The organism is Rhizobium sp. N324 (assembly GCF_001664485.1).
Classification (GTDB): Bacteria; Pseudomonadota; Alphaproteobacteria; order Rhizobiales; family Rhizobiaceae; genus Rhizobium.
Genome location: NZ_CP013630.1, coordinates 1,508,228 through 1,530,094, shown reverse-complemented (window position 1 = coordinate 1,530,094; position 21,867 = coordinate 1,508,228). Strand labels below are relative to the sequence as shown.

At 62.4% G+C, this 21,867-nt stretch carries 22 protein-coding genes and 1 pseudogene; 17 read left to right on the top strand and 6 right to left on the bottom strand.

Annotation, left to right across the window (positions count from 1 at the left end; all coding sequences use genetic code 11):
• Nucleotides 1–27: 27 nt before the first annotated feature.
• Nucleotides 28–963 carry a LysR family transcriptional regulator gene (locus AMK05_RS07325; RefSeq protein WP_038687963.1) on the top strand — a complete coding sequence of 312 codons (936 nt, stop codon included), beginning with the start codon at nucleotides 28–30 and terminating at the stop codon, nucleotides 961–963.
• 43 nt (nucleotides 964–1,006) lie between these two features.
• On the opposite strand, the gene AMK05_RS07320 is transcribed toward AMK05_RS07325, so the two are convergent.
• Nucleotides 1,007–1,630: a TIGR00730 family Rossman fold protein gene (locus AMK05_RS07320; RefSeq protein WP_082935712.1), complete on the bottom strand. Its 624-nt coding sequence runs from the start codon at nucleotides 1,628–1,630 to the stop codon at nucleotides 1,007–1,009.
• Between the two features lie 154 nt (nucleotides 1,631–1,784).
• Between AMK05_RS07320 and AMK05_RS07315 the strand changes: the two genes are divergently transcribed.
• The 5 genes from AMK05_RS07315 (at nucleotide 1,785) to AMK05_RS35135 (ending at nucleotide 8,063) form a co-directional block, all read left to right on the top strand.
• A complete protein-coding gene (locus AMK05_RS07315; protein ID WP_064837918.1) occupies nucleotides 1,785–3,800 on the top strand; it encodes an Ig-like domain-containing protein in 2,016 nt (671 codons plus the stop codon).
• A gap of 198 nt (nucleotides 3,801–3,998) precedes the next feature.
• Entirely contained in the window at nucleotides 3,999–5,876 is a 1,878-nt protein-coding gene (locus AMK05_RS07310; protein ID WP_064837916.1) for an ABCB family ABC transporter ATP-binding protein/permease, read from the top strand.
• A 133-nt stretch (nucleotides 5,877–6,009) separates the two neighbouring features.
• Nucleotides 6,010–6,708 carry a phosphatidylserine decarboxylase gene (locus tag AMK05_RS07305; protein ID WP_049733895.1) on the top strand — a complete coding sequence of 233 codons (699 nt, stop codon included), beginning with the start codon at nucleotides 6,010–6,012 and terminating at the stop codon, nucleotides 6,706–6,708.
• Nucleotides 6,709–6,793: 85 nt separating this feature from the next.
• Nucleotides 6,794–7,639: a CDP-diacylglycerol--serine O-phosphatidyltransferase gene (pssA, locus tag AMK05_RS07300; protein ID WP_064837914.1), complete on the top strand. Its 846-nt coding sequence runs from the start codon at nucleotides 6,794–6,796 to the stop codon at nucleotides 7,637–7,639.
• A 277-nt stretch (nucleotides 7,640–7,916) separates the two neighbouring features.
• Nucleotides 7,917–8,063, top strand: a complete 147-nt coding sequence (locus tag AMK05_RS35135) for a hypothetical protein (protein WP_167347791.1) — start codon at nucleotides 7,917–7,919, stop codon at nucleotides 8,061–8,063.
• A gap of 37 nt (nucleotides 8,064–8,100) precedes the next feature.
• On the opposite strand, the gene AMK05_RS07295 is transcribed toward AMK05_RS35135, so the two are convergent.
• Nucleotides 8,101–8,865, bottom strand: coding sequence for an SOS response-associated peptidase (locus AMK05_RS07295; protein ID WP_064837912.1), 765 nt, complete (start codon nucleotides 8,863–8,865; stop codon nucleotides 8,101–8,103).
• Nucleotides 8,866–9,139: 274 nt separating this feature from the next.
• Here AMK05_RS07295 and AMK05_RS07290 point away from each other — a divergent pair, with 274 nt between their 5' ends.
• From AMK05_RS07290 to AMK05_RS07255, 8 genes are all read left to right on the top strand, one after another.
• Nucleotides 9,140–9,574, top strand: a complete 435-nt coding sequence (locus tag AMK05_RS07290; RefSeq protein ID WP_064837909.1) for an NUDIX hydrolase — start codon at nucleotides 9,140–9,142, stop codon at nucleotides 9,572–9,574.
• A gap of 123 nt (nucleotides 9,575–9,697) precedes the next feature.
• Nucleotides 9,698–10,144 carry a TIGR02301 family protein gene (locus AMK05_RS07285; RefSeq protein WP_064837907.1) on the top strand — a complete coding sequence of 149 codons (447 nt, stop codon included), beginning with the start codon at nucleotides 9,698–9,700 and terminating at the stop codon, nucleotides 10,142–10,144.
• A 103-nt stretch (nucleotides 10,145–10,247) separates the two neighbouring features.
• On the top strand, nucleotides 10,248–10,505 hold the full coding sequence (locus AMK05_RS07280; protein WP_003578293.1) for a hypothetical protein: 258 nt from the start codon (nucleotides 10,248–10,250) through the stop codon (nucleotides 10,503–10,505).
• 18 nt (nucleotides 10,506–10,523) lie between these two features.
• Nucleotides 10,524–11,279, top strand: coding sequence for a hypothetical protein (locus AMK05_RS07275; protein WP_064837905.1), 756 nt, complete (start codon nucleotides 10,524–10,526; stop codon nucleotides 11,277–11,279).
• 105 nt (nucleotides 11,280–11,384) lie between these two features.
• Nucleotides 11,385–12,239, top strand: a complete 855-nt coding sequence (gene ygfZ / locus AMK05_RS07270) for a CAF17-like 4Fe-4S cluster assembly/insertion protein YgfZ (protein ID WP_064837903.1) — start codon at nucleotides 11,385–11,387, stop codon at nucleotides 12,237–12,239.
• Nucleotides 12,236–12,844: a YfbR-like 5'-deoxynucleotidase gene (locus tag AMK05_RS07265; RefSeq protein WP_064837901.1), complete on the top strand. Its 609-nt coding sequence runs from the start codon at nucleotides 12,236–12,238 to the stop codon at nucleotides 12,842–12,844. Before ygfZ ends, AMK05_RS07265 begins: the two co-directional genes overlap by 4 nt.
• Nucleotides 12,841–13,371, top strand: a complete 531-nt coding sequence (locus AMK05_RS07260) for a tyrosine phosphatase family protein (protein WP_064837899.1) — start codon at nucleotides 12,841–12,843, stop codon at nucleotides 13,369–13,371. The genes AMK05_RS07265 and AMK05_RS07260 overlap by 4 nt, the downstream gene beginning before the upstream one ends.
• 58 nt (nucleotides 13,372–13,429) lie before the next feature.
• Nucleotides 13,430–14,308 (top strand): mechanosensitive ion channel family protein, encoded by an 879-nt coding sequence (locus AMK05_RS07255; RefSeq protein ID WP_064841301.1) that lies wholly within the window; start codon nucleotides 13,430–13,432, stop codon nucleotides 14,306–14,308.
• 29 nt (nucleotides 14,309–14,337) lie between these two features.
• On the opposite strand, the gene AMK05_RS07250 is transcribed toward AMK05_RS07255, so the two are convergent.
• Nucleotides 14,338–14,853: a superoxide dismutase family protein gene (locus tag AMK05_RS07250; RefSeq protein WP_064837897.1), complete on the bottom strand. Its 516-nt coding sequence runs from the start codon at nucleotides 14,851–14,853 to the stop codon at nucleotides 14,338–14,340.
• A 194-nt stretch (nucleotides 14,854–15,047) separates the two neighbouring features.
• The gene (locus tag AMK05_RS07245; RefSeq protein ID WP_064837894.1) at nucleotides 15,048–15,389 is read right to left on the bottom strand and encodes a hypothetical protein; all 342 of its coding nucleotides are present in this window, start codon (nucleotides 15,387–15,389) and stop codon (nucleotides 15,048–15,050) included.
• Between the two features lie 428 nt (nucleotides 15,390–15,817).
• Between AMK05_RS07245 and AMK05_RS07240 the strand changes: the two are divergent.
• From AMK05_RS07240 to AMK05_RS07230, 3 genes and pseudogenes are all read left to right on the top strand, one after another.
• Nucleotides 15,818–17,712 (top strand): annotated as a pseudogene (locus AMK05_RS07240) (putative bifunctional diguanylate cyclase/phosphodiesterase).
• Nucleotides 17,713–17,865: 153 nt separating this feature from the next.
• Complete coding sequence (locus AMK05_RS07235) at nucleotides 17,866–18,510, top strand: HD domain-containing protein (RefSeq protein ID WP_064837892.1); 645 nt, start codon at nucleotides 17,866–17,868, stop codon at nucleotides 18,508–18,510.
• A gap of 58 nt (nucleotides 18,511–18,568) precedes the next feature.
• Entirely contained in the window at nucleotides 18,569–19,426 is an 858-nt protein-coding gene (locus AMK05_RS07230; protein WP_064837890.1) for an MOSC domain-containing protein, read from the top strand.
• Nucleotides 19,427–19,651: 225 nt separating this feature from the next.
• On the opposite strand, the gene AMK05_RS07225 is transcribed toward AMK05_RS07230, so the two are convergent.
• Nucleotides 19,652–20,647 carry an aldo/keto reductase gene (locus AMK05_RS07225; protein WP_064837888.1) on the bottom strand — a complete coding sequence of 332 codons (996 nt, stop codon included), beginning with the start codon at nucleotides 20,645–20,647 and terminating at the stop codon, nucleotides 19,652–19,654.
• Nucleotides 20,648–20,747: 100 nt separating this feature from the next.
• Nucleotides 20,748–21,518 carry a DNA repair protein RecO gene (gene recO, locus AMK05_RS07220; protein WP_064837886.1) on the bottom strand — a complete coding sequence of 257 codons (771 nt, stop codon included), beginning with the start codon at nucleotides 21,516–21,518 and terminating at the stop codon, nucleotides 20,748–20,750.
• Nucleotides 21,519–21,867: the final 349 nt, after the last annotated feature.

The window sequence follows — 21,867 nt, the reverse complement described above, 5'->3', positions numbered from 1 at the left end:
AGAAGAATTCCTGCAACGATCAAATCGATGAATGAAATTGTCTCCATTGATCATTTCAATTTGTGGTCTTTCGACCTCAATCTGCTGGTCGCGTTCGATGCGCTCATGAAGGAGCGGAGCGTGACGAAAGCTGCTGTTCGCCTGAAAATCCAGCAGCCCGCGATGAGCCACAATCTCGGCACTCTCCGGACATTGCTGCAAGATGAGCTGTTTGTGCGTGTCGGCCAGGTCATGCAGCCGACTCATCGGGCGCTGCGTTTCGCCGAAGCCGTAGAGCAGATACTCAGCCGCACGCAGCAGGCGATCGTAACGCCGGCAATCTTCGAGCCCGATCAGGCCGAGCAGATATTCCGCATCGGCTTTTCCAGCGAGCTTGAGGTGCTGCTCGTGCCGCGCCTCGCCGCTATGTTGAACGAGACAGCCCCGGGTATTAAAGTGCTTGCGCGAGCGGTCGATCCGGAGCTGGTCCACAAGCTTCTGGACGACAATGTCATCGACCTCGGCGTCGGTTGCTACGATGACGGCAACAACAGACACCGGCGGACCCTGCTGTTCGAGCAATCGCTAATGTGTTGCTACAATCCTGAGCTTCTCGATCTTCCCGAAACTTTGGACCGGGACAGCTATGTCGGGCTGAGGCATGCACTCGTTTCCCAGAAGGACGCCATCGAAGGCTGCATCGATGACGCGTTGAAGCGGATCAACGTGCGACTGGACGTGTCGGTGGCAGCGCCGGAATTCCTGACCGTGCTTACCGCCGTCCTGGAAGCGCCCCTGATCGCGACCCTGCCGACCAGGATCGTGAAGCGGTATGCCGGCCTTTTCGGCTTGGCGACCGCCGAGGTTCCCCTTGATTTAACGGTGAGCCCGATATCGATGGTCTGGTCGGCGGCAAGTGACAATGATCCCGCCAATCAATGGATGCGATCTCAGGTGACCCGGCTTGTTTCGGCCTACAGCTGAATATGCCAGCCACAAGGCTGGGCAATCCAGGGCTCTTGCCCACCTACATCTTCGAAATCACCTCGTCCTCGCCGTCACGATCGGCGGCGAGTTGGGCTGCCTGAGCCATGATCGCCGGAATGATGCCGGAGATCTCGTCGACGACGAGCGGCTGCACTCGGTGGGCGGTGTGCAGGAAGCCCTCTTCGGTCATGTGGCGCATCAGCTCCATCATCGGATCCCAGAAACCGTTGATATTGGCAAAGACCATCGGCTTTTCATGGCGGCCGAGCTGCGCCCAGGTCATGATCTCGACGATCTCTTCCAGCGTGCCGATGCCGCCGGGGAGTGCTACGAAGGCGTCGGAGCGCTCGAACATCGTATGTTTGCGCGCGTGCATGTCAGGCGTTACAATGAGTTCGTTGAGCTGACCGAGCGAGTGGCGAGTCGCTTCCATATCGATCAGGAATTCGGGAATGATGCCCGTCACCTGACCGCCGCCTGAAAGCACGCCGCTGGCAACCGCGCCCATGATGCCTTTGGTACCCCCGCCATAGACGAGGCGCAGGCCGTATTCGGCGATCTCTCGTCCGAGAGCACGCCCGGCCGCCATGTGGGAGGGATCGCGTCCCGATCTCGAGCCGCAGTAAACGCAGATGGATCGAATCGATACAGATTGGTCGGTCATGGAGGCAAACAACTATTCCATTTCAATGCAGTCAAGAAAATTGACTGAAAAGCAGCGTCGCGAGCTTGCCGAATTGCTTTGAATGCTTGTGAAAAGCAACGGGAATCGCTAGCAATTTCGGTTACTACGGCAAATTGCCGCCTGGGGAGACATAATGATGAAGAACCGTGCCGGCTTGCTGGCCCTTGCAGTGCTCGTAATCGCAATCCTACTCATGGTGTTTGTCGTCATGCCGCGCATCGGCGGCGATGCAGCCAAGGTCGGCGACGCCATCAACCAGGCGAGCACGGAGCTCAAGGACACGGTTAACGAGTCGGCAAAGACATCGCGCTCCGCTGTGGCGGACGCGGCCGGGGTCGCCGACAAGGTGGGCCGTCTTTCGGCCGAGGCAGGCGTGTCGCTCAACGAACTTAAGGCGCTGTTTGCCGACGGCAAGGGGCCTGCCGACGATGTCTTCACCGCCGCCAAGACCAAGGCCGTCAATGCGCTGACCGCACTTGCCGGTTTCGCCATTCCCGAGGGCCTCGATCCGGCGACCCAGACACTTGCCGACAAAGCCAAGGACGGCGGCGCCAAGGCGCTCGCCATTATCCAGTCGCTGCCGGAGAATATCGCCGATGCGCTTGCCGCGATCGCCAAGGCCGAGGCAGCACTGACCGGTGCGCCTGAGCCTGCGGCGAGCACCGCAGCGGCGAATGCCGGCCCGAAGCTGCCTGCCTTCGACGTCCTGCGCGTCGAGCCCGATGGCTCGACGGTAATTGCCGGCTCCGCCGAACCAAACGGCAAACTCGAAGTGCTTGACGGCGAAAAGGTCGTGACGACAGCCAATGTCGATGCCAGCGGCGATTTCGCCGCCGTTCTCGACGATCCGCTTGCCGCCGGTGACCACCAGCTCGTGCTCAAGTTTACCGGCAAGGACGGCAAGACCACGGTTTCCGAAGAAGTCGCGACCATCTCCGTGCCGAAGGACGGCAACGGCGCCAATCTGCTCGCCATGGTCTCCAAACCGGGCACGGCAAGCCGCATCATCACCGCGCCGAAGGCCGGCACCGAAGTCGCCGACGCCTCCAACCCGATGGCGCCGCCTGCCGACAAGCCGGGCGAAGGTTCGGCTGCGCCTGCCGCTACCGGCGAGCTGGCGCTGCAGACGCCTGATGTCACCGATCCCGGCGCGGCGACTGCGCCGGCCATTCCAGGCACCGTCGCACCCGACAAGGCGAATGCGCCCGATGTGATGGTCAATGCCGTCGAGATCGAGGGCAACAAGATTTTCATTGCCGGCACGGCGCGCGCCAACGCCAAGGTTCTCGGTTATGCCGACGACAGCCTTGTCGGCCAGGACACTGCCGGCTCCGATGGCCATTTCGTCATCGACGGCGTGGTGGCGCTCTCGGTCGGCGACCACAAGATCCGCGTCGATGTCGTCGATCCCGCCGGCAAGGTGATCGTGCGTGCGGCGGTGAATTTCAACCGCCCGGCCGGCGACCAAGTGCGGGTCGCCGCGCAATCGGTCCCCGCCGACGCCAACGGCGCCTCCTCGATGGTGCCGCTCGACGAAGGCGAACTCGGCAAGCGCAAGGCCGAGGCCGGCAAGGCCTTCGGCCTGCTGAAGGGCCTGTTTGCCGACGGCAAGCTGCCCGGCGCCGAACAGCTTGCGGCAGCGCGCTCGGCAACCGAATTCGCCTTGCGCTCGGTCGCAGAGTTCCGTCCGGGGTCCGATGCGCCCGACACCTTCAAGCAAGCCTCCGGCACCGCCTCGCAGACCGCGACCAGCGCATTGAAAATGCTGCAGGGCCTGCCGAAGGATGCAAAATCCGTCGGCGCAGGCCTCGACGGTCTGGGAGCGATCATCGCCGAACTCTCCGCGTCCCCTGCGCCGGCAGCGCCTGCGGCAAACGACGCGGCAGGCAACCAGCCGAAGACGATCGAACAGGCGCCGCTGACGGCAAACAACGCCGCTGTTATCATTCGCCGCGGCGACACGCTGTGGCAGATTTCGCGCCGCACCTATGGCCTCGGCGTCCGTTACACGACGATCTACATCGCCAACGAGGATAAGATCATCGATCCCGACCGCATCCGCCCGGGCCAGATCTTCGGCCTGCCGAAGGATGCGCTGCCGAATGCCGAGGAACTGCACCGCAAGCGCCTATCGAATCGGCACCTCTAAGCGCCAGACAACATGACGAGGCCGGGCGGGATAACCGCCCGGCCTGTCTTTTCCAGAACCCGGCATTTGTTGTATTCGCCCGCCCAGCATCCTATCTGGCGGTAGCGGGGGAAGCGCTTCGGGCACAAGCCGGTTTCGCGCTCTTGCCGGCATCTAAGCGCGGCAATCGCGGCAAGCCCGTCCGGGCCGGAGACAAGCATGGCAAACGGCAAGACAGTCTCGGAATCCAACCTGCTGCGTACCCTTCTCAACCTCTGGCCCTATATGTGGCCGGCCGGCCGGCCCGATCTCAAGATGCGCGTCGTCTGGGCTTCGGTCTTCCTGCTGATTTCCAAATTCGTGCTGCTGCTCGTCCCCTATTTCTTCAAGTGGTCGACCGATGCGCTGAACGGCAGAATGGATCTGGCCGGCTCGGTGCCGCCGCTGCTTGCCGGCGCCATCGCCCTGGTGATCGCCTACAACATCACCCGCCTGATCCAGCTCGGCCTCAACCAGCTGCGCGACGCGCTGTTTGCCAGCGTCGGCCAGCATGCGGTGCGCCAGCTCGCCTACAGGACCTTCGTGCATATGCACGAGCTGTCGCTGCGCTTCCATCTGGAGCGCAAGACCGGCGGCCTGTCGCGCATCATCGAGCGCGGCACCAAGGGCATCGAAACGATCGTGCGTTTCACGATCCTCAATTCGGTCCCGACCGTCATCGAATTCCTGCTGACGGCGGCGATTTTCTGGTGGGGCTACGGCTTCTCCTATCTCGCCGTCACCGCCTTCACCGTCTGGGCCTATATCTGGTTCACCATCCGCGCATCCGACTGGCGCATCGCCATCCGCCGGTCGATGAACGACAGCGATACCGACGCTAACACCAAGGCGATCGATTCCCTCCTCAATTTCGAGACCGTCAAATACTTCGGCAACGAAGAGATGGAGGCGAAGCGCTTCGACAAATCGATGGAGCGCTACGAGAAGGCAGCGACCGATGTCTGGACCTCGCTCGGCTGGCTGAACTTCGGCCAGGGCGTCATCTTCGGCATCGGCACGACGATCATGCTGGTGCTGTCGGCGCTGGCCGTCCAGCGCGGCGAGCAGACGGTCGGTGATTTCGTGTTCGTCAATTCGATGCTGCTGCAGCTTTCCGCGCCGCTCAACTTCATCGGCTTCGTCTACCGCGAAATCCGTCAAGGCTTGACCGATATCGAGCAGATGTTCGATCTGCTGGAAGTCAAGGCCGAGGTCAAGGACGCGGCCGACGCGGCAGAGCTCGGGATCGGTCAGGGTGCGATCGCCTTCAAGGACGTGCATTTTGCCTATGACCCGGCCCGTCCGATCCTGAAGGGCATTTCCTTCGAGGTGCCGGCCGGCAAGACGGTCGCCGTCGTCGGCCCGTCGGGGGCCGGCAAATCGACGCTGTCGCGGCTGCTCTACCGCTTCTACGATATCCAGGGCGGCGCCATCACCGTCGATGGCCAGGATATCCGCACGGTGACGCAGAAGAGCCTGCGCTCTGTGATCGGCATGGTGCCGCAGGATACCGTGCTCTTCAACGACACGGTCGCCTACAACATCCGTTATGGCCGCACGTCGGCCAGCGACGGCGAGGTCTTCGCGGCAGCCGAGGTGGCGCAGATCGCCCATTTCATCGAAATGCTGCCCGAGGGGTTCGAAACCAAGGTCGGCGAGCGCGGGCTCAAGCTTTCGGGCGGCGAGAAGCAGCGGGTGGCGATCGCCCGCACCATCCTCAAGGCACCGCCGATCCTGATCCTCGACGAGGCGACGTCGGCGCTCGATACGACGACGGAACGGGAAATCCAGACGGCACTCGACATGGTGTCGAAGAACCGCACGACGCTGGTCATCGCCCACCGGCTGTCGACCGTGATCGGCGCCGATGAAATCATCGTCTTAAAAAGCGGCGAGATTGCCGAGCGCGGGACCCATGCCGCCCTGCTCGAAAAGAACGGTCTTTACGCCTCGATGTGGAACCGTCAGCGCGAGGCGACGCAGGCGGAAGAACATCTGAAGCAGGTGCGCGAAAGCGACGACCTGGGCGTGATCACGCGGCTTGCCCCGGCAAGCTGAGTCGGGAGCGACAACGGCCAAGCTTTTGTTGTTCAGAACCGCGGCGTCGGAACCAGGGCCGGGGCCACAGCATTGCCCCGGAGACGGTTTTTCGCTAACCAGCAAAAAACGACAACGCAAGGAGACCGGCAGCATGAGCCTGTTCAACACGGTTCGCAACACGATCGTCCCCGTGCATAAGGAGGGCTATCCCTTCGTTGCCGCCTTCTTCGTCGCCTCGCTGATCCTCGGCTGGATCTTCAAGCCGCTCTTCTGGATCGGCATGATCTTCACGCTGTGGTGCGCCTATTTCTTCCGTGATCCCGAGCGAGTGACCCCGCAGGACGACGATCTGGTAATCTCTCCGGCCGACGGTAAGGTCTCGGCGATCCAGATGGTGACCCCGCCGGCCGAACTCAATCTCGGCTCCGAGCCGATGCTGCGCATCTCGGTGTTCATGAACGTCTTCAATTGCCATGTGAACCGGGCGCCGATGCGCGGGCGCATCGTCAGCATCAATTACCGCTCCGGCAGCTTCGTCAATGCCGAGCTCGACAAGGCGAGCGAGGACAATGAACGCAACGGGCTGGTGATCGAAACCCGCCACGGCCAGATCGGCGTCGTGCAGATCGCCGGCCTCGTGGCGCGGCGTATCCTCTGCTGGGCAAACCCGAACGAGCCGGTGGATGCCGGTGAGCGCTTCGGGCTGATCCGCTTCGGCTCGCGGCTCGACGTCTTCCTGCCCGCCGGTGCGGCGCCACGCGTTTCGCTCGGCCAGGTGGCGATCGCGGGAGAAACTGTCATCGCCGAATTCGCCTCCGCCAAGGGTCCCGTCATCAGCCGCCGCAGCTAAAGCCCTTTGTTTTTATGCATGTCGTTGTCCCGGAACCGCCGCACACTTCCGGGCGACATGCATTAGGTCTAGATTGGAACGCGATATGGAAACGCCCTTTCCGCCTTTCGAGCCCAATGGTCCGGATGATTCCGCCCGCGGTCCGCGTTTGCGCGAAATCCCGCTCCGTCTCGTCTTTCCGAACCTCATCACCATTCTGGCGATCTGCGCCGGGCTGACCGGCATCCGGCTGGCTTTCGAGAATCGTTACGAGCTCGCCGTCTCCATGGTGCTGGTCGCCGCCTTCCTCGACGGCATCGACGGGCGCGTGGCCCGGCTGATGAAGGCGACCTCGAAGTTCGGCGCGCAAATGGATTCGCTTGCCGATATCGTCAACTTCGGCGTCGCCCCTGCCCTCGTCGTCTATGTCTTCGCGCTCGACCAGGCGCGCTCGCTTGGCTGGATCGCCGCCCTGATCTATGCGATCGCCGCCGGGCTTCGGCTTGCCCGCTTCAACGTCATGGCCGAACGCGAGAACAAGGCGAGCTGGCAATCGGAATATTTCGTCGGCGTACCGGCGCCGGCCGGCGCCATGCTGGTGCTGCTGCCGGTCTATCTCGGCTTCCTCGGCCTGGCGACGGACCGCACCTTCGCCTATCTCTCGTCGATCTACACCGTCGTCATCGCTTTCCTGCTGATCAGCCGGCTGCCGGTCTGGTCGGGCAAATCGGAAGGCAACCGGCTGCGGCGCGACCTCGTGCTGCCGATGATGCTCGGCGTCGTGCTCTATGTGGCTCTGCTGATGAGCTACACCTGGGAGGTGATGGTGTTTACCGTTGCCGCCTACCTCGTCTCGCTTCCCTTCGGCGCGCGGAAATGGCGGCGGAAATACGGGACGCTGACAATCGAGGAACCCGGCGTCGGCGACGACGATATCGGCCGGCACATCTGACGCGGGCGCATTTCCTGATCTCTTCGTGTGATCGGCATGCTTCTCTCTTCACTTCCCGCCTTCAAGCCGCTGCGCGCTTTTCCCCGGAAAAGCGGTCGTGCACTTTTATTGGAACTGCTCTCTTCAGTAAGTATTAACCAACGTAGGCTTCAGTTAAGCCTCGCGAATTATGGTGCGCGTTTACAAATCCTGATAGGCCGCGACCCCATTTTGTCGCTATTTGTGACCAAACATCAAACTACAAAATACCCTGGGAAGAACCACGTAGGAGAGTATCGTGACTTCGAAGAAGAGCAACAGCGGCGAACAACAGACGGCCAAGCCCGACCTCGCCGCCAACTATCGCCCCGTCGGCCTCAAGGCTGTTGCAGCGGCATCGCTGATGGCCAAGCACAAGCCGGCCAGCGTCAAGAAATCCGCCTAAAACGTCAGCACGACCAAGGAAGAGCGACGGATAGTGTTCAGAAGAAACTGAGCTGGCCGTCGCCAAGCCTCTGCTTTTCCGGAGCCTTCAGCGGCTTTTCGACGACCACCGGTTGCTGCAGGTCGGGACCCATATTGGCGACCTTGTTGACCTTGTCGGAGACCGGGATGGCCTCGAAAAAATCCTCCTGAACCGGCCGCATCAGGTCCACCACTTCGCGCGGTTCCTGCGTCTTGCAATCCAGCCAGCGCGAAAAATCTTCAGGCTTGATAATGACGGGCATGCGATCGTGAATCGCCGATATGCCCGAATTGGCCGATATCGTCAGGATCGCGCCGGTATCGACCTCGGAACCATCCGCCGAGGACCACGTCTCCACCAGCCCGGCAAAGGCGACGATCCCGCCCTGACGTGGCCTGATCCAATAGGCCTGCGGCGGCTCGCCGCTTTCTTTGGACGGGCGATGCCATTCATAGAAGCCGGAGGCCGGGATGAGCACGCGGCGATGACGCATGGCCGCCCGGAAAGAGGCCTTGCCGATCGCAGTCTCTGAGCGGGCGTTGATCAGAAGCGGGAAGTCCCTTGGATCCTTGACCCAGGCCGGCGTCAGACCCCAGCGCACCAGCACGGCGCGCCGATCGGCCAGGTTGCTTCCCTGCTCCCTCCCCTCGCCCGATATGACGACGAGGATCGGCTGCGTCGGCGCGATGTTGTAGCGCGCCGGAAAATCGTCGAGATCGAGACCGGAGAAAAATTCGCGCAGGTCGGCGCTGGAGCTTGTCAGGGCGAAACGTCCACACATCGGCTTGTCTTTGCACCCGGCTTGAGTCCGGTCAAGGCGCGTCAGCCTCTCGGCCCAAAGAGGATAACGCTCGTTCCGGCAAGGCAGATCAGCGCCCCGCCGATATCGTAGCGATCGGGCACGCGGCTTCGACCAGCCACGCGAAGCAGCCGGCGATCTCGAAGACGGCGGCAAATGCATAGATGATGTAGGCCACGGAAGCGCCTTTCGATCCTTTGCATTTCTTCGGTGGTATTCATCAGGTAGGATGGGCCATCACAGCAGGAGCCGTCTCATGATCTCCACTGCCAAAGCCGCCTCCTCCGCCATTCTCGAACGGGACGGACGATTCCTTCTGGTGTTGCGACGCAACCCGCCTTCCGCCGACATGTACGCCTTTCCGGGCGGCCGGGCCGAGCCTGATGAAACGCCGGAGCAAACCGCGCTGCGGGAGTTCCGTGAGGAAACCGGCATTTCGGTGCGTAATCCACAGCTGTTTTCGACCTACGACCTGAAGACCCATGCAGCCGATGGAAGCCTCCGCAGCCATTTCTTCCTGTCGGTCTTTCGCGTCGATGCGGATGGAGATGTGGTGGCTGAGGCCGCCGACGATGCGGCCGCCGTCGGCTGGTACACGGTGGAGGAAATCCGGCGATTGCCGGTGCCGCAGAGCGTGCTCGAATGCGCGGAGCGGCTGGCACAGGATGATTATCGGCCAACCGGCCGATAATCATCCTGTTCTGAGCTAAAGTTAAAGCATGATGTCATCCGAAAACCGCTGACACTTTTCGGCATTATGCTCCGGCTTGCGCCGAATAGAAGTGGAAATTTGGGTGAGCGCCTTGTTGCCGTCATGCTCAGCGTATCAACTGGGAGCATGATTCCCGTTCGACGCGTTTTTCTGTCCCTGCTCGTGCTCGCCGGCCCCACCATGGCGCAGGGCAAGAACACGCCGCCTCCGCATGAGGAGGAGATTGCGCCGCCGCCTGCCGTAATCGTGCCCTATGACGACAAGCTGGCGCGGCTCGCTGAGGTGCTCGGATCGGTGCATTATTTGAGAACGCTCTGCAAGGCGGCTGATGGTGACGAGTGGCGAAACGGCATGCAGCAGCTGCTCGATTCGGAGACCGGCATCGAGCCGCAGCGCAAGGAAAAGCTGACCGCCGCCTTCAACCGCGGCTACCGCGCCTTCGCCTCCGTCTATACGGATTGCACCGCAGCGGCCATCGTGGCAGAAGAGCGCTACCGTAACGAAGGTGCAACACTCGCCACAGAAATTACCTCGCGTTTTGGAAATTGACGTTTAATTAACCTGTTTTCGCATGTGGACGTGTCGTTTTGGGAAAAGGCTGTTAGTGTTGTTAACGGTGCAGTAAGACATGAGAAGTTCTGAGGAAAAGACAATGGAAGCAAGCCTCAACGAGATCGACGACATGATCGTCCATGAAAAGATGCAGGCGGCTCTGGAGTACCAGAACGAGGCTTGGGCCGACGGCATGGCCGACGGAATCGAGCCTGAAATCATCGCTGATGCCGCTATTGCGCATGCACTGCGCGAGACGATCAGATTGCACGGGGAAAGCAGCGCCGAAGCCTTGCTGGATTCGCTGCGTGAACGCATGCTTGCCGGCGAATTCTCCGCGAACCGCACCCTGCAATAGTTATTATCAGAGAGTTTCATGCGCGCCGGTAAAGAGAAAGTTTCGCGGATTCCGCTCGCGCCGGTGCTGCTTGCGTTCAGCCTCGCCGGCAATGTTTTCCTCGCGCCGGCAGCCTACGCGCTTTCCGAACTGCACAAGATCCCCGGCCAGGCGGCCAACGATGCGCCGGCTGCGCCCGGAAGCGCTCAGGGACAGAGCCAGCCGCAGGGCGGCAGCGCTCCTAGCGTTCCCATGGCCGATCCGCTGGTCAACAGCCAGAACAATCAGGGAGTCGACAAGACGCCGAGCGCTCAGGATGCTTCCAAGCCCGCCGAAGTGATCTACGACATCGGCAAGGTGCCCGAGCCGGTTCGCAAGATGCGCGAGCAGATCGTCGAGGCAGCCGCCTCCGGCGATCTCGAACGGCTGAGGCCGCTGATGGGCACGGGCACCGAGCAGACACAGGTGACTGTCGGCGAGCCCACGGACGATCCGATCGGCACGCTGAAGGATCTTTCGGGCGATCCCGATGGAGACGAGATCCTCGCCATCATGCTCGACATCGTCTCGACCGGCTTCGTGCATGTCGGCCAGGGTACGGCAGACGAGATGTATGTCTGGCCCTATTTTGCCGAAAAAGACCTGAAGTCGCTGACACCGCCGGAGCGCGTCGAACTGCTGCGCATCGTCACGGCCGGCGATCTTTCCGACATGCAGGAGTTCGGCGGATATAATTTCTACCGCCTCGGCATTACGCCTCAGGGCAAATGGAAATTCTTCACGGCGGGCGACTGACCCCACCTCACTTCGCCATTCGCGTCTCGCGTTGCGCATGGGGCGCTTGCGATCCACCTCGTGAAGACATACCTCTGAGCGATAACCAACGCGACAGGTTCCGCCATGCCAGCCGTATTCCTGAAAGACCGCGCACTGCTCTCGATCAGCGGCGCGGAAGCCCAATCCTTCCTGCAGAACCTGATCACCACCGATATCATCTCGCTTGCGCCAGACGAGGCGCGGCCCGGGGCCCTGCTGACGCCGCAGGGCAAGATCCTGTTCGATTTCATGATCTGGCCGGACGGCGACGGCTATACGATCGAAACGGACACAGGCCAGCGCGATGGCCTGCTGAAGCGGCTGGCGATGTACAAGCTGCGCGCCGCCGTCACGCTGACGCCGCGCGGCGAAGAGGGTGTCACCGTGTCCTGGAGCGAAGATGCCGAGGGCGTCCAGGACAGCCAAGGCGTCCGGGACAGCCGCTTTGCTAAGGCCGGCGTTACGTTGATCCGTCGGCCCGGCAAACACGGCGATGGCGCTGAAGCGCTCTACGACGCGCTGCGTATCAGCCATGGCATCGTCACATCAGGATCGGACTTCGCCCTGCAGGATGCCTTTCCGCACGACGTGCTGATGGATTTCAATGGCGGCCTCTCCTTCAGGAAGGGCTGCTATGTCGGCCAGGAGGTCGTTTCGCGCATGCATCACCGCGGCACGGCGCGCCGGCGCGTCGTCACGGTGTCCGCCGCAACGACTCTGCCGGAGACCGGTACGGAGATCACCGCCGCCGGCAAGCCGGTGGGAACACTCGGTTCGGTCGAAGGCGACCATGGACTGGCGATCGTGCGCATCGACCGCGCCGGCGCGGCAATGGCAGCCGGCACACCGCTGCTTGCCGGGCAAACACCGGTTTCCCTCGTCCTGCCGGAATGGTCCGGCCTTGTCTTTCCCACGAGCGCCGACGAGGCCAGCGCGTGACGACGGCGAAAGCTCCGCGTGCCTGGCAACGCATGCTGTCCGGGCGCAGGCTCGACCTGCTCGACCCCTCGCCGCTCGATGTCGAACTGATCGACATCGCCCAGGGGCTGGCGCGCGTCGCCCGCTGGAACGGCCAGACATCGGGTGATCATGCTTTTTCCGTGGCGCAGCACAGTCTCCTCGTCGAAGATATTTTCCGCCGCTTCAACGATGCGTCCCCGCGGGAGTGTCTGATGGCGCTGCTGCATGATGCGCCCGAATATGTGATCGGCGATATGATCTCGCCGTTCAAATCGGTGGTCGGCGGCGGCTACAAGACGGTGGAAAAGCGGCTGGAGGCCGCCGTGCACTTGCGCTTCGGCCTGCCGCCGCATCCCTCGCGCGACCTCAAGGACCGAATCAAGAAGGCCGATACGATCGCCGCCTATTTCGAGGCGACGGTACTGGCGGGCTTCACACCCGCCGAGGCGCAGAAATTCTTCGGCCAGCCGCGCGGCATCAGCAGGGAGATGCTGATGATCGAGCCGCTGCCGGCAATCGAAGCGCAACGGCTATTCTGCGAGCGCTTCGCGGCGATCGAGGCCGAGCGGGAGATGGTGTCGTGAGCTTCATCGTCGTCTCGCCGCTGTCGCGCATCGCGGAGATGGCGGTGCGCCACAAGGCGCGCGACATGATCAGCCTGATCGCCAAGGAGCAGGCCTTTCATCGGCCGGGCGTGATCGCGTCCAACCGTCATCTGACGCTTGCGATGAACGACATCACCTTCAAAGGCACCGGCGGCCTGGTCGCGCCCGGCGAGACGCATGTGCAGGGGATTATCGACTTTGCCGCATCGTGGCGGCGGGAGACGCCGCTGCTCATCCATTGCTGGATGGGCGTGTCGCGATCGCCGGCAGCCGCCCTGATCGCCGCGCTGTCGCTTGCGCCGGATCAGAGCGACGAACAGCTTGCCGACCGGCTGCGGGCAGCCTCGCCTTTCGCGACGCCGAATGCCCGGCTGATCGAGATCGGCGACGCGCTGCTGAACCGCGGCGGCCGGCTGGTCGCGGCAGTGCGGGCGATCGGACGCGGTGCCGATGCCGACGGCAATGCGCCCTTCGTGCTTACGATCGGCGAGCCCGCCCGCGGTTGACGCTGCTGCTATGTGCTCCATCTAGCCCCCGACCATGTACAATCGACAGGGCCAGATCATGCAGCAACAGGCAGCCGACGTTCTTCTCGCCACCCAAACGGCGCTCAACCAGGCGAGCGCGCTGGCGGTACAGTATTCCTTCTCCATCCTCGGGGCCGTGATCCTGCTCATTCTCGGCTGGGCGCTTGCCGGTTTTGCCAGCCGCTGGGCCTATGAAGGCCTGTCGCGGGTCCGTGGTATCGACGAGACATTGGCGCGTTTCTTCACCAATGTGCTGCGTTACGCGCTGCTCATCCTGGTATTCATCACCGTGCTCGGCCAGTTCGGCGTCCAGACCGCCTCGATCATCGCAGCCCTCGGCGCAGCCGGTCTCGCGATCGGGCTGGCGCTGCAAGGAACGCTGCAGAATATCGCCGCCGGCATCATGCTGCTGATCCTCAGGCCGTTTCGGGTCGGGGAATATATCGAGACCAGCAGCGTGGCCGGCACAGTGCGCGAAATCGGATTGTTTGCGACCGAACTCAGGACCGCAGACGGGCTCTATCGACTGGCGCCGAATTCCACGCTTTGGAACACGCCGATCACCAATTTCAGCCGCGAGGCGACGCGGCGCAACGAGCTGAAGATCAAGATAGAGAAGGACATCGATCAGGCGATGGAGACATTGATGGGCCTTGCCAAAGCCGATTCCCGGGTACTGACGTCACCGGAACCAAGCGTCTTCATCGACAGCCTCGGTGACGGTCCGATCTTCGTGACGCTGCGCTACTGGGCAAAGACCGGTGACTGGTGGGCGGTCAGCCGCGACATAACAAAACGCGTCAAGCTCGCCTTCGACGAGAACAATCCGACCGAGGTGCCGGCATCGAACGCCGCGCCGGCAAAGACGTCCAACGGCAGGGCCGCGGCCGAAAAGCCGGCACTGAGCCGGCAATGAGACATTGATCCCGGAACGTATGCGGCAGACTATTGAATGACGCCGCAGGACAGTCTTTCCCCGGCATCCCCTGAGGGCTGGCTGCGATAATCATCCGAATTGGCATGCACCATCAAGGCGCGGCCGCGAATGCCGTCGGTTTTGCCGTCGAGGGTGACCATGCTGTCGAAGACCTGGGCTCTCAGCACACCGTCCTGCCCGACATATTGATTGGGCAGATCGCCGGCGTGCGGACCGTTGGCGGCAAGGATGCCGTGCTCGGCCTTCTCGGGGTTAAAGTGGCCGCCGGCCGACTCGTGATGGGTCGCGGCGTCGCATCGGCCGGTCTCATGAACATGGAAGGCTACCCATTTGTTCGCCGGCAGTCCCGATATCTCGACCTCGATCAGGACACCACCGCTGGCAGCCGCCGTCAGTTGCGCGCGTCCGTCCTCCTTGCCGTCCTTGCCGACGAAATTGGCGACCGCCGTCTGCTTGTCCTGAGCCCCCGCCGGCAATGCAACGGCAAGCAGGCTCAGGGCGGCGATGGTGCACATGGCTTTCATGGGGATCTCCTTCCGTCCGGTTGTCCTTCTGAACGTATCAACCCGGAAGGTGTTCCTGATTTAGAGCGCCGCGCGTCCGACAGGAGGCGCCGAGGGCGCTCTATCATCTGGAAGAGGCGCATAGCGCAGGGAGCTCAGGACTGGAAAAGCCGGCCAAAGGGCCGGCTTGCAGAATCACCAGATTGGGAAGCGCCTCAGGCGGCTGTGTTGAAGTCGAACTGGCCGTAGGTGTTGCGGTAGAGATCGTCCGGCTGATCGCCTGAGGTCGGCGCGGTTTGCTGCAACGGATAGGGAACGGCGATGCTGGACGCCATGCCGCTGTCACGCGAGTCCATCATCAGCGCAATCAGGCTGCCGGAAAATTTCGGCTGCGCCTCGCTGGTATTGTCCTCTTCCAGAAGCTCCTTGATGATGCCGGGCTTCTCATCGGCGGCGCGTTCGCCGCGGCTGAGCACACCATCACCATTGGAATCAAGCCGCGACAGCGTCGCCAAATATGCATATGAAGTGTCGGAAACGGATGTGGTGCTGGTCATACAAACCTCCATTCACCGCCTTTTGCCGGTGGTGTTTGTACGCAATACGAACGTGGAAAATCACTGATTGACTCGCTGGTTAAACTGATTTGCGCGGTGCGTCAATAAGTTGTTAACTTCTCATTAACGATGATTGACAACAGTTAACGGAACAGCCCCAGGCCGAACATCCGCCTGCACCAAGCGAAGAGGCTTTGCCGTATTTCAGCGATTTTTCACATATAAAACAAATGTCTAACGACGCGACTCCGCTGCTGCACTGCAACCGAATATTAATCCCGCACGTCCAGAATGAACGTCACGAGATACCACCTGGACGTTTAGTTTATGAAAAATCAATTTCACGGTCACTTTTGGATGAGTTTTCAATGCGATGAGGTACGTCCATCAACTGACGGCGACCGCCGCCGCCCCGCAAGAGCCCCCACATGAAAGCTGAAGCGCTCTTCTGGCAGCAATGCAGCCAGGCAGTCACGGCCGATGGATCGGTCGATGCGCAGCGTCTGATGGAGCTTGTGATCGCGACCTATCGGGTCCACGAAAGCGACTATGGCGAGATCGAGAGAAGCGCGGAAACGCTGCTGCGGGAGAACCATGCGCTGAGAGGCAATATGTCGGCCCTCAGTCAGGCATTCGACGGACAGCAGAGGCTCTTCGAAATCATCCTCAACAACCTGCCGCTCGGCCTCAGCGTCTTCGACGCAGAGCAGCGGCTGACGCTTTCCAACATTCGCTTCGGTCAGCTCTTCGGCCTGACGCAGGACGATGTCACTCCCGGCGCGACAATCGACGATCTCATCGACAAGATGCGCGGTGCCGAGGGCACCAGCGCCAGGCCCGGCCGGCGGGCCGGCCGACACTCTTCCGCAGCCGCAAACAGCAGCAGTATCCGCCGGCGCGAATGGCTGATGGACGACGGCCGTATCATCCAGAGCATGGTGACCATCCTTGCCGACGGCAGCAGCATCGCCATTCATGCCGATATTACCGAGGATCGAGAGGCGGCCGAGCGCATCACCTATCTCGCCCACCACGACCCGCTGACCGGTCTTCCGAACCGCATCCATTTCCGCCAGCAGGTCGATGCGGCGCTCGCAGCGCGCAAACCGGATGAGCAGATCGCTCTCGTTCATCTCAACCTCGACCGGTTCAAATCGATCAACAACATGATGGGCGTATCCGCCGGCGACAAGATCCTGCAGCAGGTCGCCGAGCGCATCCGGGCCTCGGCCGGTTCGGAAAATACCCTGGCGCGCCTGGGCTCGGACGAATTCGCCATCCTGCAGACGGGCAGGCAGCAGCCGTGGAATGTGACGGCGCTGGCCGAGCAGATCCGCCGCGAGCTTTCCGATCTCTTCCGGCACGGCGAAAAGCAGGTGGAACTCAGCGTCTCGATGGGGATCGCAGTCGCCCCGGGAGATGGCGAAGAAACCGATATCCTGCTGAAACATGCCGGCGTGGCGCTGTCGCACGCCAAGGCGGACGGGCGCAAGCGCGAGCGTTTTTTCGCCGGCGAGATGGAAGCGCAGATGCAGCTCCGCCACGCGCTGGAGGCAGACCTCAGAGCTGCCGTCGAGAAGGAAGAGTTTGAGCTGCACTACCAGCCGCTCTATGACCTTTCGCAGCGACGCATCTGCGGCTTCGAGGCGCTGATCCGCTGGAACCATCGATCCGCGGCCGTGTTGCGCCGATGGATTTCATTCCGCTCGCCGAAGAGGTCGGCCTCATCGTCGATATCGGCCGCTGGGTTTTGCGCCGGGCCTGCAGCGATGCGGCGGAATGGCCTGAAGACATCAAAGTCGCCGTCAACGTTTCGGCGACGCAGTTCAGCAGCAGCGACCTGACCAGCGATGTCGGCGAGGCTCTGGCGGCCGCCTCCTTGTCGCCGTCGCGGCTTGAGCTCGAAATCACCGAGAGCGTGCTCATGGAAAATCTCAGCGAGGTGCTGCCGATCCTGCATGCGCTGAAGGAGCGCGACATCCGCATTTCGATGGATGATTTCGGCACCGGCTATTCCTCGCTGAGCTATCTCTCGAGCTTCCCCTTCGACAAGATCAAGATCGACAAATCCTTCGTCAACGACATCGCCGACAACAAGGAGGCGCATGCGATCATGCACGCGATCATCCTGCTCGGCGATGCGCTCGGCATGCGCGTCACCGTCGAAGGCGTCGAAACCGCCGCGCAGCTGGCGCTGCTCGAATGCGAGGAATGCGACGAGATCCAGGGTTATCACATTAGCCCGCCGAGACCCGCCCTTGATGTGCCCCATCTTCTTTCCCTGCCGAAAAACGGCGGCGCGACGCATCTGCCGAGTCACTGAGCCCGCTTCAATTGCGACTCGCACGGCAAGCGGCTACATAATCGGCAACGGTCCCCGAGCCTTCGTTGTCGCGTGCTTCGACCGAGATCCCGCATCCGCTTCCGCACCGATGCTCTATCGACGGAACAATCCTCCTCATAAACAGGTGGCTCAATGTCCGAGGCCGAAGCCTTCTCTCCTCATGAAACGCTCGCCGCGGCGCTGATCGCCCATGCGGCCGATGGCGACGACGGCTCGCACGATCTTGCCCATATCCTGCGCGTCTTCCGGAACGCCATGCGCATCCATGCTGACGAAGGCGGCGACGGGCGAATTCTTGCCGCCTCCGTGCTGCTACACGACTGCGTCGCCGTAGAGAAGAATTCGCCGCTGCGGGCACAGGCATCGGCTTTGGCGGCGCAGAAAGCATCGGCGATCTTGGCAGAACTCGGCTGGAACCAGGCGGATATCGACGCTGCGGCTCACGCCATCACCGCGCACAGTTTCTCGGCCGGGGTGGCGCCGCAGACGCTGGAGGCAAAGATCCTGCAGGATGCCGATCGGCTGGATGCGATCGGCATGGTCGGCGCCGCACGCTGCTTCTATATTGCTGGGCGACTGGGATCCGGGCTCTACGATCCGTTCGACCCGGCGGCGGCGGATCGCCCGCTCGACGACAAGCGTTATGCCATTGACCATTTCCGGACGAAGCTGTTCAAACTGGCTGACGGGTTCCAGACCGAGACCGGCCGCAGGCTGGCGGCCGATCGCGATAAAAGCCTGCGCGACTTCCTCCAGGCCTTCATGGACGAGATCTAGAACAGGATTCAGATCTCAGTCCGACTCGGCCTAAATCATCCTGTTTTGGGAGAACGGCATGCGTATCAGCGACCTCTTCATCTACCCCCTCAAAAGTGCCCGCGGCATTGCCCTGCCTTCGGCCGACATCGACGCCTATGGGCTTCCCGGCGACCGGCGGGCGATGATCACTGATCCCAACGGACACTTCATCACCCAGCGCGAATTGCCGGACCTCGCGCGCATCGAGGTCCGGCCGGAGCCCGGCGCTTTTCGGCTGCTGATGCAGGGAAGGCAGGACATATCGGTGGCGCCGCCTCGGCCTGAAAACCGCATGGATGTGAGCGTGTGGAAATCGACCGTCAGCGCCGCCGTCGCCGATCCCGAAAGCAACCGGCTGCTTTCCGAATGGCTCGGCCGCGAGGTGCGGCTGGTCTACTTCGACGGCCAGGCACGGCGCACGGCGAATGCCGAATGGGCCGGCGAAGGCACGCCCGTCACCTTTACCGACGGCTATCAGATCCTGGTGACGACGACCGGTTCGCTGAAAGCGTTGAACGCCGACCTCGCCGCCCATGGCGAAGGCAGCGTCGGCATGGAACGCTTCCGGCCGAACATCGTCATCGACATCGACGAGGCCTGGCCGGAGGACGGCTGGGCGGCGATCGAGATCGCCGGCATCCGCTTCGATCTCGTCAAACCCTGCTCGCGCTGCATCATGACGACGCAGGACCAACTGACCGGTTCCCGCGAGGGGCCGAACCCGATGCCATCCATGGGCCGCATCCGCATGTCGGCCGACCGGCGCGTCCCCGGCCCGCTCTTCGGCTGGAACGTCACCCCACGCGGCAACGGCAGGATCACGATCGATGACGAGGTGAAGATCATCGAGGCACGACCGGAGGGCTGGGCGTTGAAGGTTCGTGCGCGGAGTTAGGTCGAATTGGGGAAGATCTGACCGCGCTTTATCCTGTATACGTCGCAACATTCTCCCTCATTCCTGTGCTTGTCACAGGAATCCAGTGCGCCCAAGTCCTTGGGCGCGGGAGACTCCTTGCTTGTTAAGAGTCATTCACCGCGCAGACGCGCGATGGCTGGATTCCTGTGACGAGCACCGGAATGAGGGGCGTGGAGAAAGCCACGCCTCTCAGGTGTCCGTCGCTCATCCGCGCCCAAGTGCGGCGTCGATCTCCGCCATAACTCCGGCCGATAACGGCCCTTTCTCCAGCGCCCCGACATTTTCCTCCACCTGGGCGACCGTGCGGAAGCCCGGAATGGGCAGGGTGCGCGGCGACTTTGCCCAGAGCCAGGCGAGCGCGCCTTGCGTCAGCGTGCGGCCGCCTGAGGTCAGGAGATCGCGGACGGCGTCGAGCCTTGCGGCAAATTCCGGGGCCATACGGCCGTCCTTGAAATAGACCATCCAGTCGAGCGCCGCGCCGCGTACATCCTTGGCGCCCACCGCCTTGTCGGCGGTGAACTTGCCGGTCAAAAGCCCCATGGCGAGTGGACCGCGATTGATCGAGATCAGGCCTTTCCCCTCGATCACCCCGATCATCTCCGGCGCCGGCTCGAAGACGTTCATCGTATGCTGGATCGAGACAAAGCCGGGGCGGCCGGCATGGCGGGCGGCGCGATCGGGAAAATCGGTGCTCCAGCCGAAGGCATCGATCTTGCCTTCGGCGCGCAGCGCCTCCAGCGTATCGAAGACGGCATCCGATTGCTCCAGCGGAAAATCATTGATGTGGAATTGCAGGAGATCGAGGCGGTCGCGCCTGAGGCTGCGCAGCGAGGTCTCGACCGAACGGCGGATAAAGGCCTCATCGGCGAAGGCGCCGGTTGCCTGCTTGGTTTGCGGGTCGGTGGCGAAGCCGAACTTGGTGGCGACGATAATATCGTCGCGATTGCCGATCGCCCGGCCGAGCACTTCTTCGGAATGGCCGGCGCCGTAATTCGAGGCGGTATCGAAGAAGCGGATGCCGAGTTCGATGGCGCGGCCGATCGCTTCGACGGATTCACTGTCGTCGACCTCGCCCCAGCCGAGCGGCGTGTCGCCGGCAAAGAAGGGGCCGCCGATCGCCCAGCACCCCATGCCGAGACGCGGAATTTCGCGGCCGTTCCAGAGCGTAATCGTCGTCGGGGATGCGGTCTTGGTCAGCATGGGATCCTCCTTGGCTGGCAGTCCTCCAGACATAGGAAGGGCTCTCATGCGGGTAAACCGCCAAATTCGGAGGATGTTTTGCACCGGTAAAAAACCGGGATCAGGCGGAAATATCATTTGGGCCGGAAAGCGTCCGCAAGGCTGGATTGAGCGCCTTGAGCGCCGCCTGAACGAAGCCGTCGCGGGCTGCCGCGGCTTCGATGCCGCGTGGTTCATAGACGTGGCGATGCAAAAAGAACCCCGTCAGACGGAATGCGGCCGCGAGACTGTCGAAGTCGGCCGCATGGTTGCCTTCGGTACCGAGAAAAGGCGGCAGGAGCAGCATTTTGTCCGCCCAGGGGGCACCGGCGCTGCGGCTGACGGCGCGGCCGGATTTCGGCGAGACGTAGACGAGATCGGAACGGGCGCCGGTCGCGGCGCATTCGGCCAGATCAAGGCCGAAGCCGAGATCGTTCAGCACCGCAAGCTCGAAACGCACGAAGAGCTCGCCGGCATCGGCCGGGTTGTGCAGGTGATCGAGGATGACTTCCAGCGCATCGAAGAGGTGCGGATGCGGGTCACGCTCGGGCAGCAGCCGCAGCAGCGCTCCCATCGCCTGAACACCGTAGACGGCGGTCGCCGTTTCCATCAGGCGGGCGGCGCGCAATGTTACCGGCTCGACGCGGAATTCGCCGAGATGTTCGTCCAACCTGGCGCGCCAGATAACCTCCACGGCGTTGCCGGCCTGCAGCACCGGCTGCATGGCGCGCGACCGGCCGGAGCGCACCAGGCCGAGATGGCGGCCGCGATCGCGCGTCATCACCTCGGCGATGACACTCGTCTCGCCGTGGCGCTTCACGCCCAGGATGATCGCATGATCCTGCCACTGCATCGAAAGAAGTCCTTGCGGCTGACGAATCCATCCTAGAGCCTTTCCTGGTTAGATTAAAGCATTCTGCCGGAGCAGGTTTTCGCCAGGGCAGAGGCGATTGGCGACGGGCATACCCCTTGGTACGTCCGAGCCGATCGCCTCTGATCCTGGCTAGAGATGCCCGGCCCACCGGCCGCACCGCTTCGCCACGGCGAAGCGATCAGTGCCTCCGGCGATTCCCAAGTCTTGCAGATTTGCCTGGCAAATCTGCGCGAGGGTTAACTGAAACGGGCCGGCTGATCGACCGGCCGGCTTGGCCGTAGCGCTGGGCTACGCCCCGCGCCAGCCGGTCGACCATCCGACACCGTTT

Coding starts and splice junctions, on each gene's coding strand:
- AMK05_RS07325 (WP_038687963.1), top strand. CDS start 28: ATGAATGAAATTGTCTCCATTGATCATTTCAATTTGTGGTCTTTCGAC.
- AMK05_RS07320 (WP_082935712.1), bottom strand. CDS start 1,630: ATGACCGACCAATCTGTATCGATTCGATCCATCTGCGTTTACTGCGGC.
- AMK05_RS07315 (WP_064837918.1), top strand. CDS start 1,785: ATGATGAAGAACCGTGCCGGCTTGCTGGCCCTTGCAGTGCTCGTAATC.
- AMK05_RS07310 (WP_064837916.1), top strand. CDS start 3,999: ATGGCAAACGGCAAGACAGTCTCGGAATCCAACCTGCTGCGTACCCTT.
- AMK05_RS07305 (WP_049733895.1), top strand. CDS start 6,010: ATGAGCCTGTTCAACACGGTTCGCAACACGATCGTCCCCGTGCATAAG.
- pssA (WP_064837914.1), top strand. CDS start 6,794: ATGGAAACGCCCTTTCCGCCTTTCGAGCCCAATGGTCCGGATGATTCC.
- AMK05_RS07295 (WP_064837912.1), bottom strand. CDS start 8,865: ATGTGTGGACGTTTCGCCCTGACAAGCTCCAGCGCCGACCTGCGCGAA.
- AMK05_RS07290 (WP_064837909.1), top strand. CDS start 9,140: ATGATCTCCACTGCCAAAGCCGCCTCCTCCGCCATTCTCGAACGGGAC.
- AMK05_RS07285 (WP_064837907.1), top strand. CDS start 9,698: ATGCTCAGCGTATCAACTGGGAGCATGATTCCCGTTCGACGCGTTTTT.
- AMK05_RS07280 (WP_003578293.1), top strand. CDS start 10,248: ATGGAAGCAAGCCTCAACGAGATCGACGACATGATCGTCCATGAAAAG.
- AMK05_RS07275 (WP_064837905.1), top strand. CDS start 10,524: ATGCGCGCCGGTAAAGAGAAAGTTTCGCGGATTCCGCTCGCGCCGGTG.
- ygfZ (WP_064837903.1), top strand. CDS start 11,385: ATGCCAGCCGTATTCCTGAAAGACCGCGCACTGCTCTCGATCAGCGGC.
- AMK05_RS07255 (WP_064841301.1), top strand. CDS start 13,430: ATGCAGCAACAGGCAGCCGACGTTCTTCTCGCCACCCAAACGGCGCTC.
- AMK05_RS07250 (WP_064837897.1), bottom strand. CDS start 14,853: ATGAAAGCCATGTGCACCATCGCCGCCCTGAGCCTGCTTGCCGTTGCA.
- AMK05_RS07245 (WP_064837894.1), bottom strand. CDS start 15,389: ATGACCAGCACCACATCCGTTTCCGACACTTCATATGCATATTTGGCG.
- AMK05_RS07235 (WP_064837892.1), top strand. CDS start 17,866: ATGTCCGAGGCCGAAGCCTTCTCTCCTCATGAAACGCTCGCCGCGGCG.
- AMK05_RS07230 (WP_064837890.1), top strand. CDS start 18,569: ATGCGTATCAGCGACCTCTTCATCTACCCCCTCAAAAGTGCCCGCGGC.
- AMK05_RS07225 (WP_064837888.1), bottom strand. CDS start 20,647: ATGCTGACCAAGACCGCATCCCCGACGACGATTACGCTCTGGAACGGC.
- recO (WP_064837886.1), bottom strand. CDS start 21,518: ATGCAGTGGCAGGATCATGCGATCATCCTGGGCGTGAAGCGCCACGGC.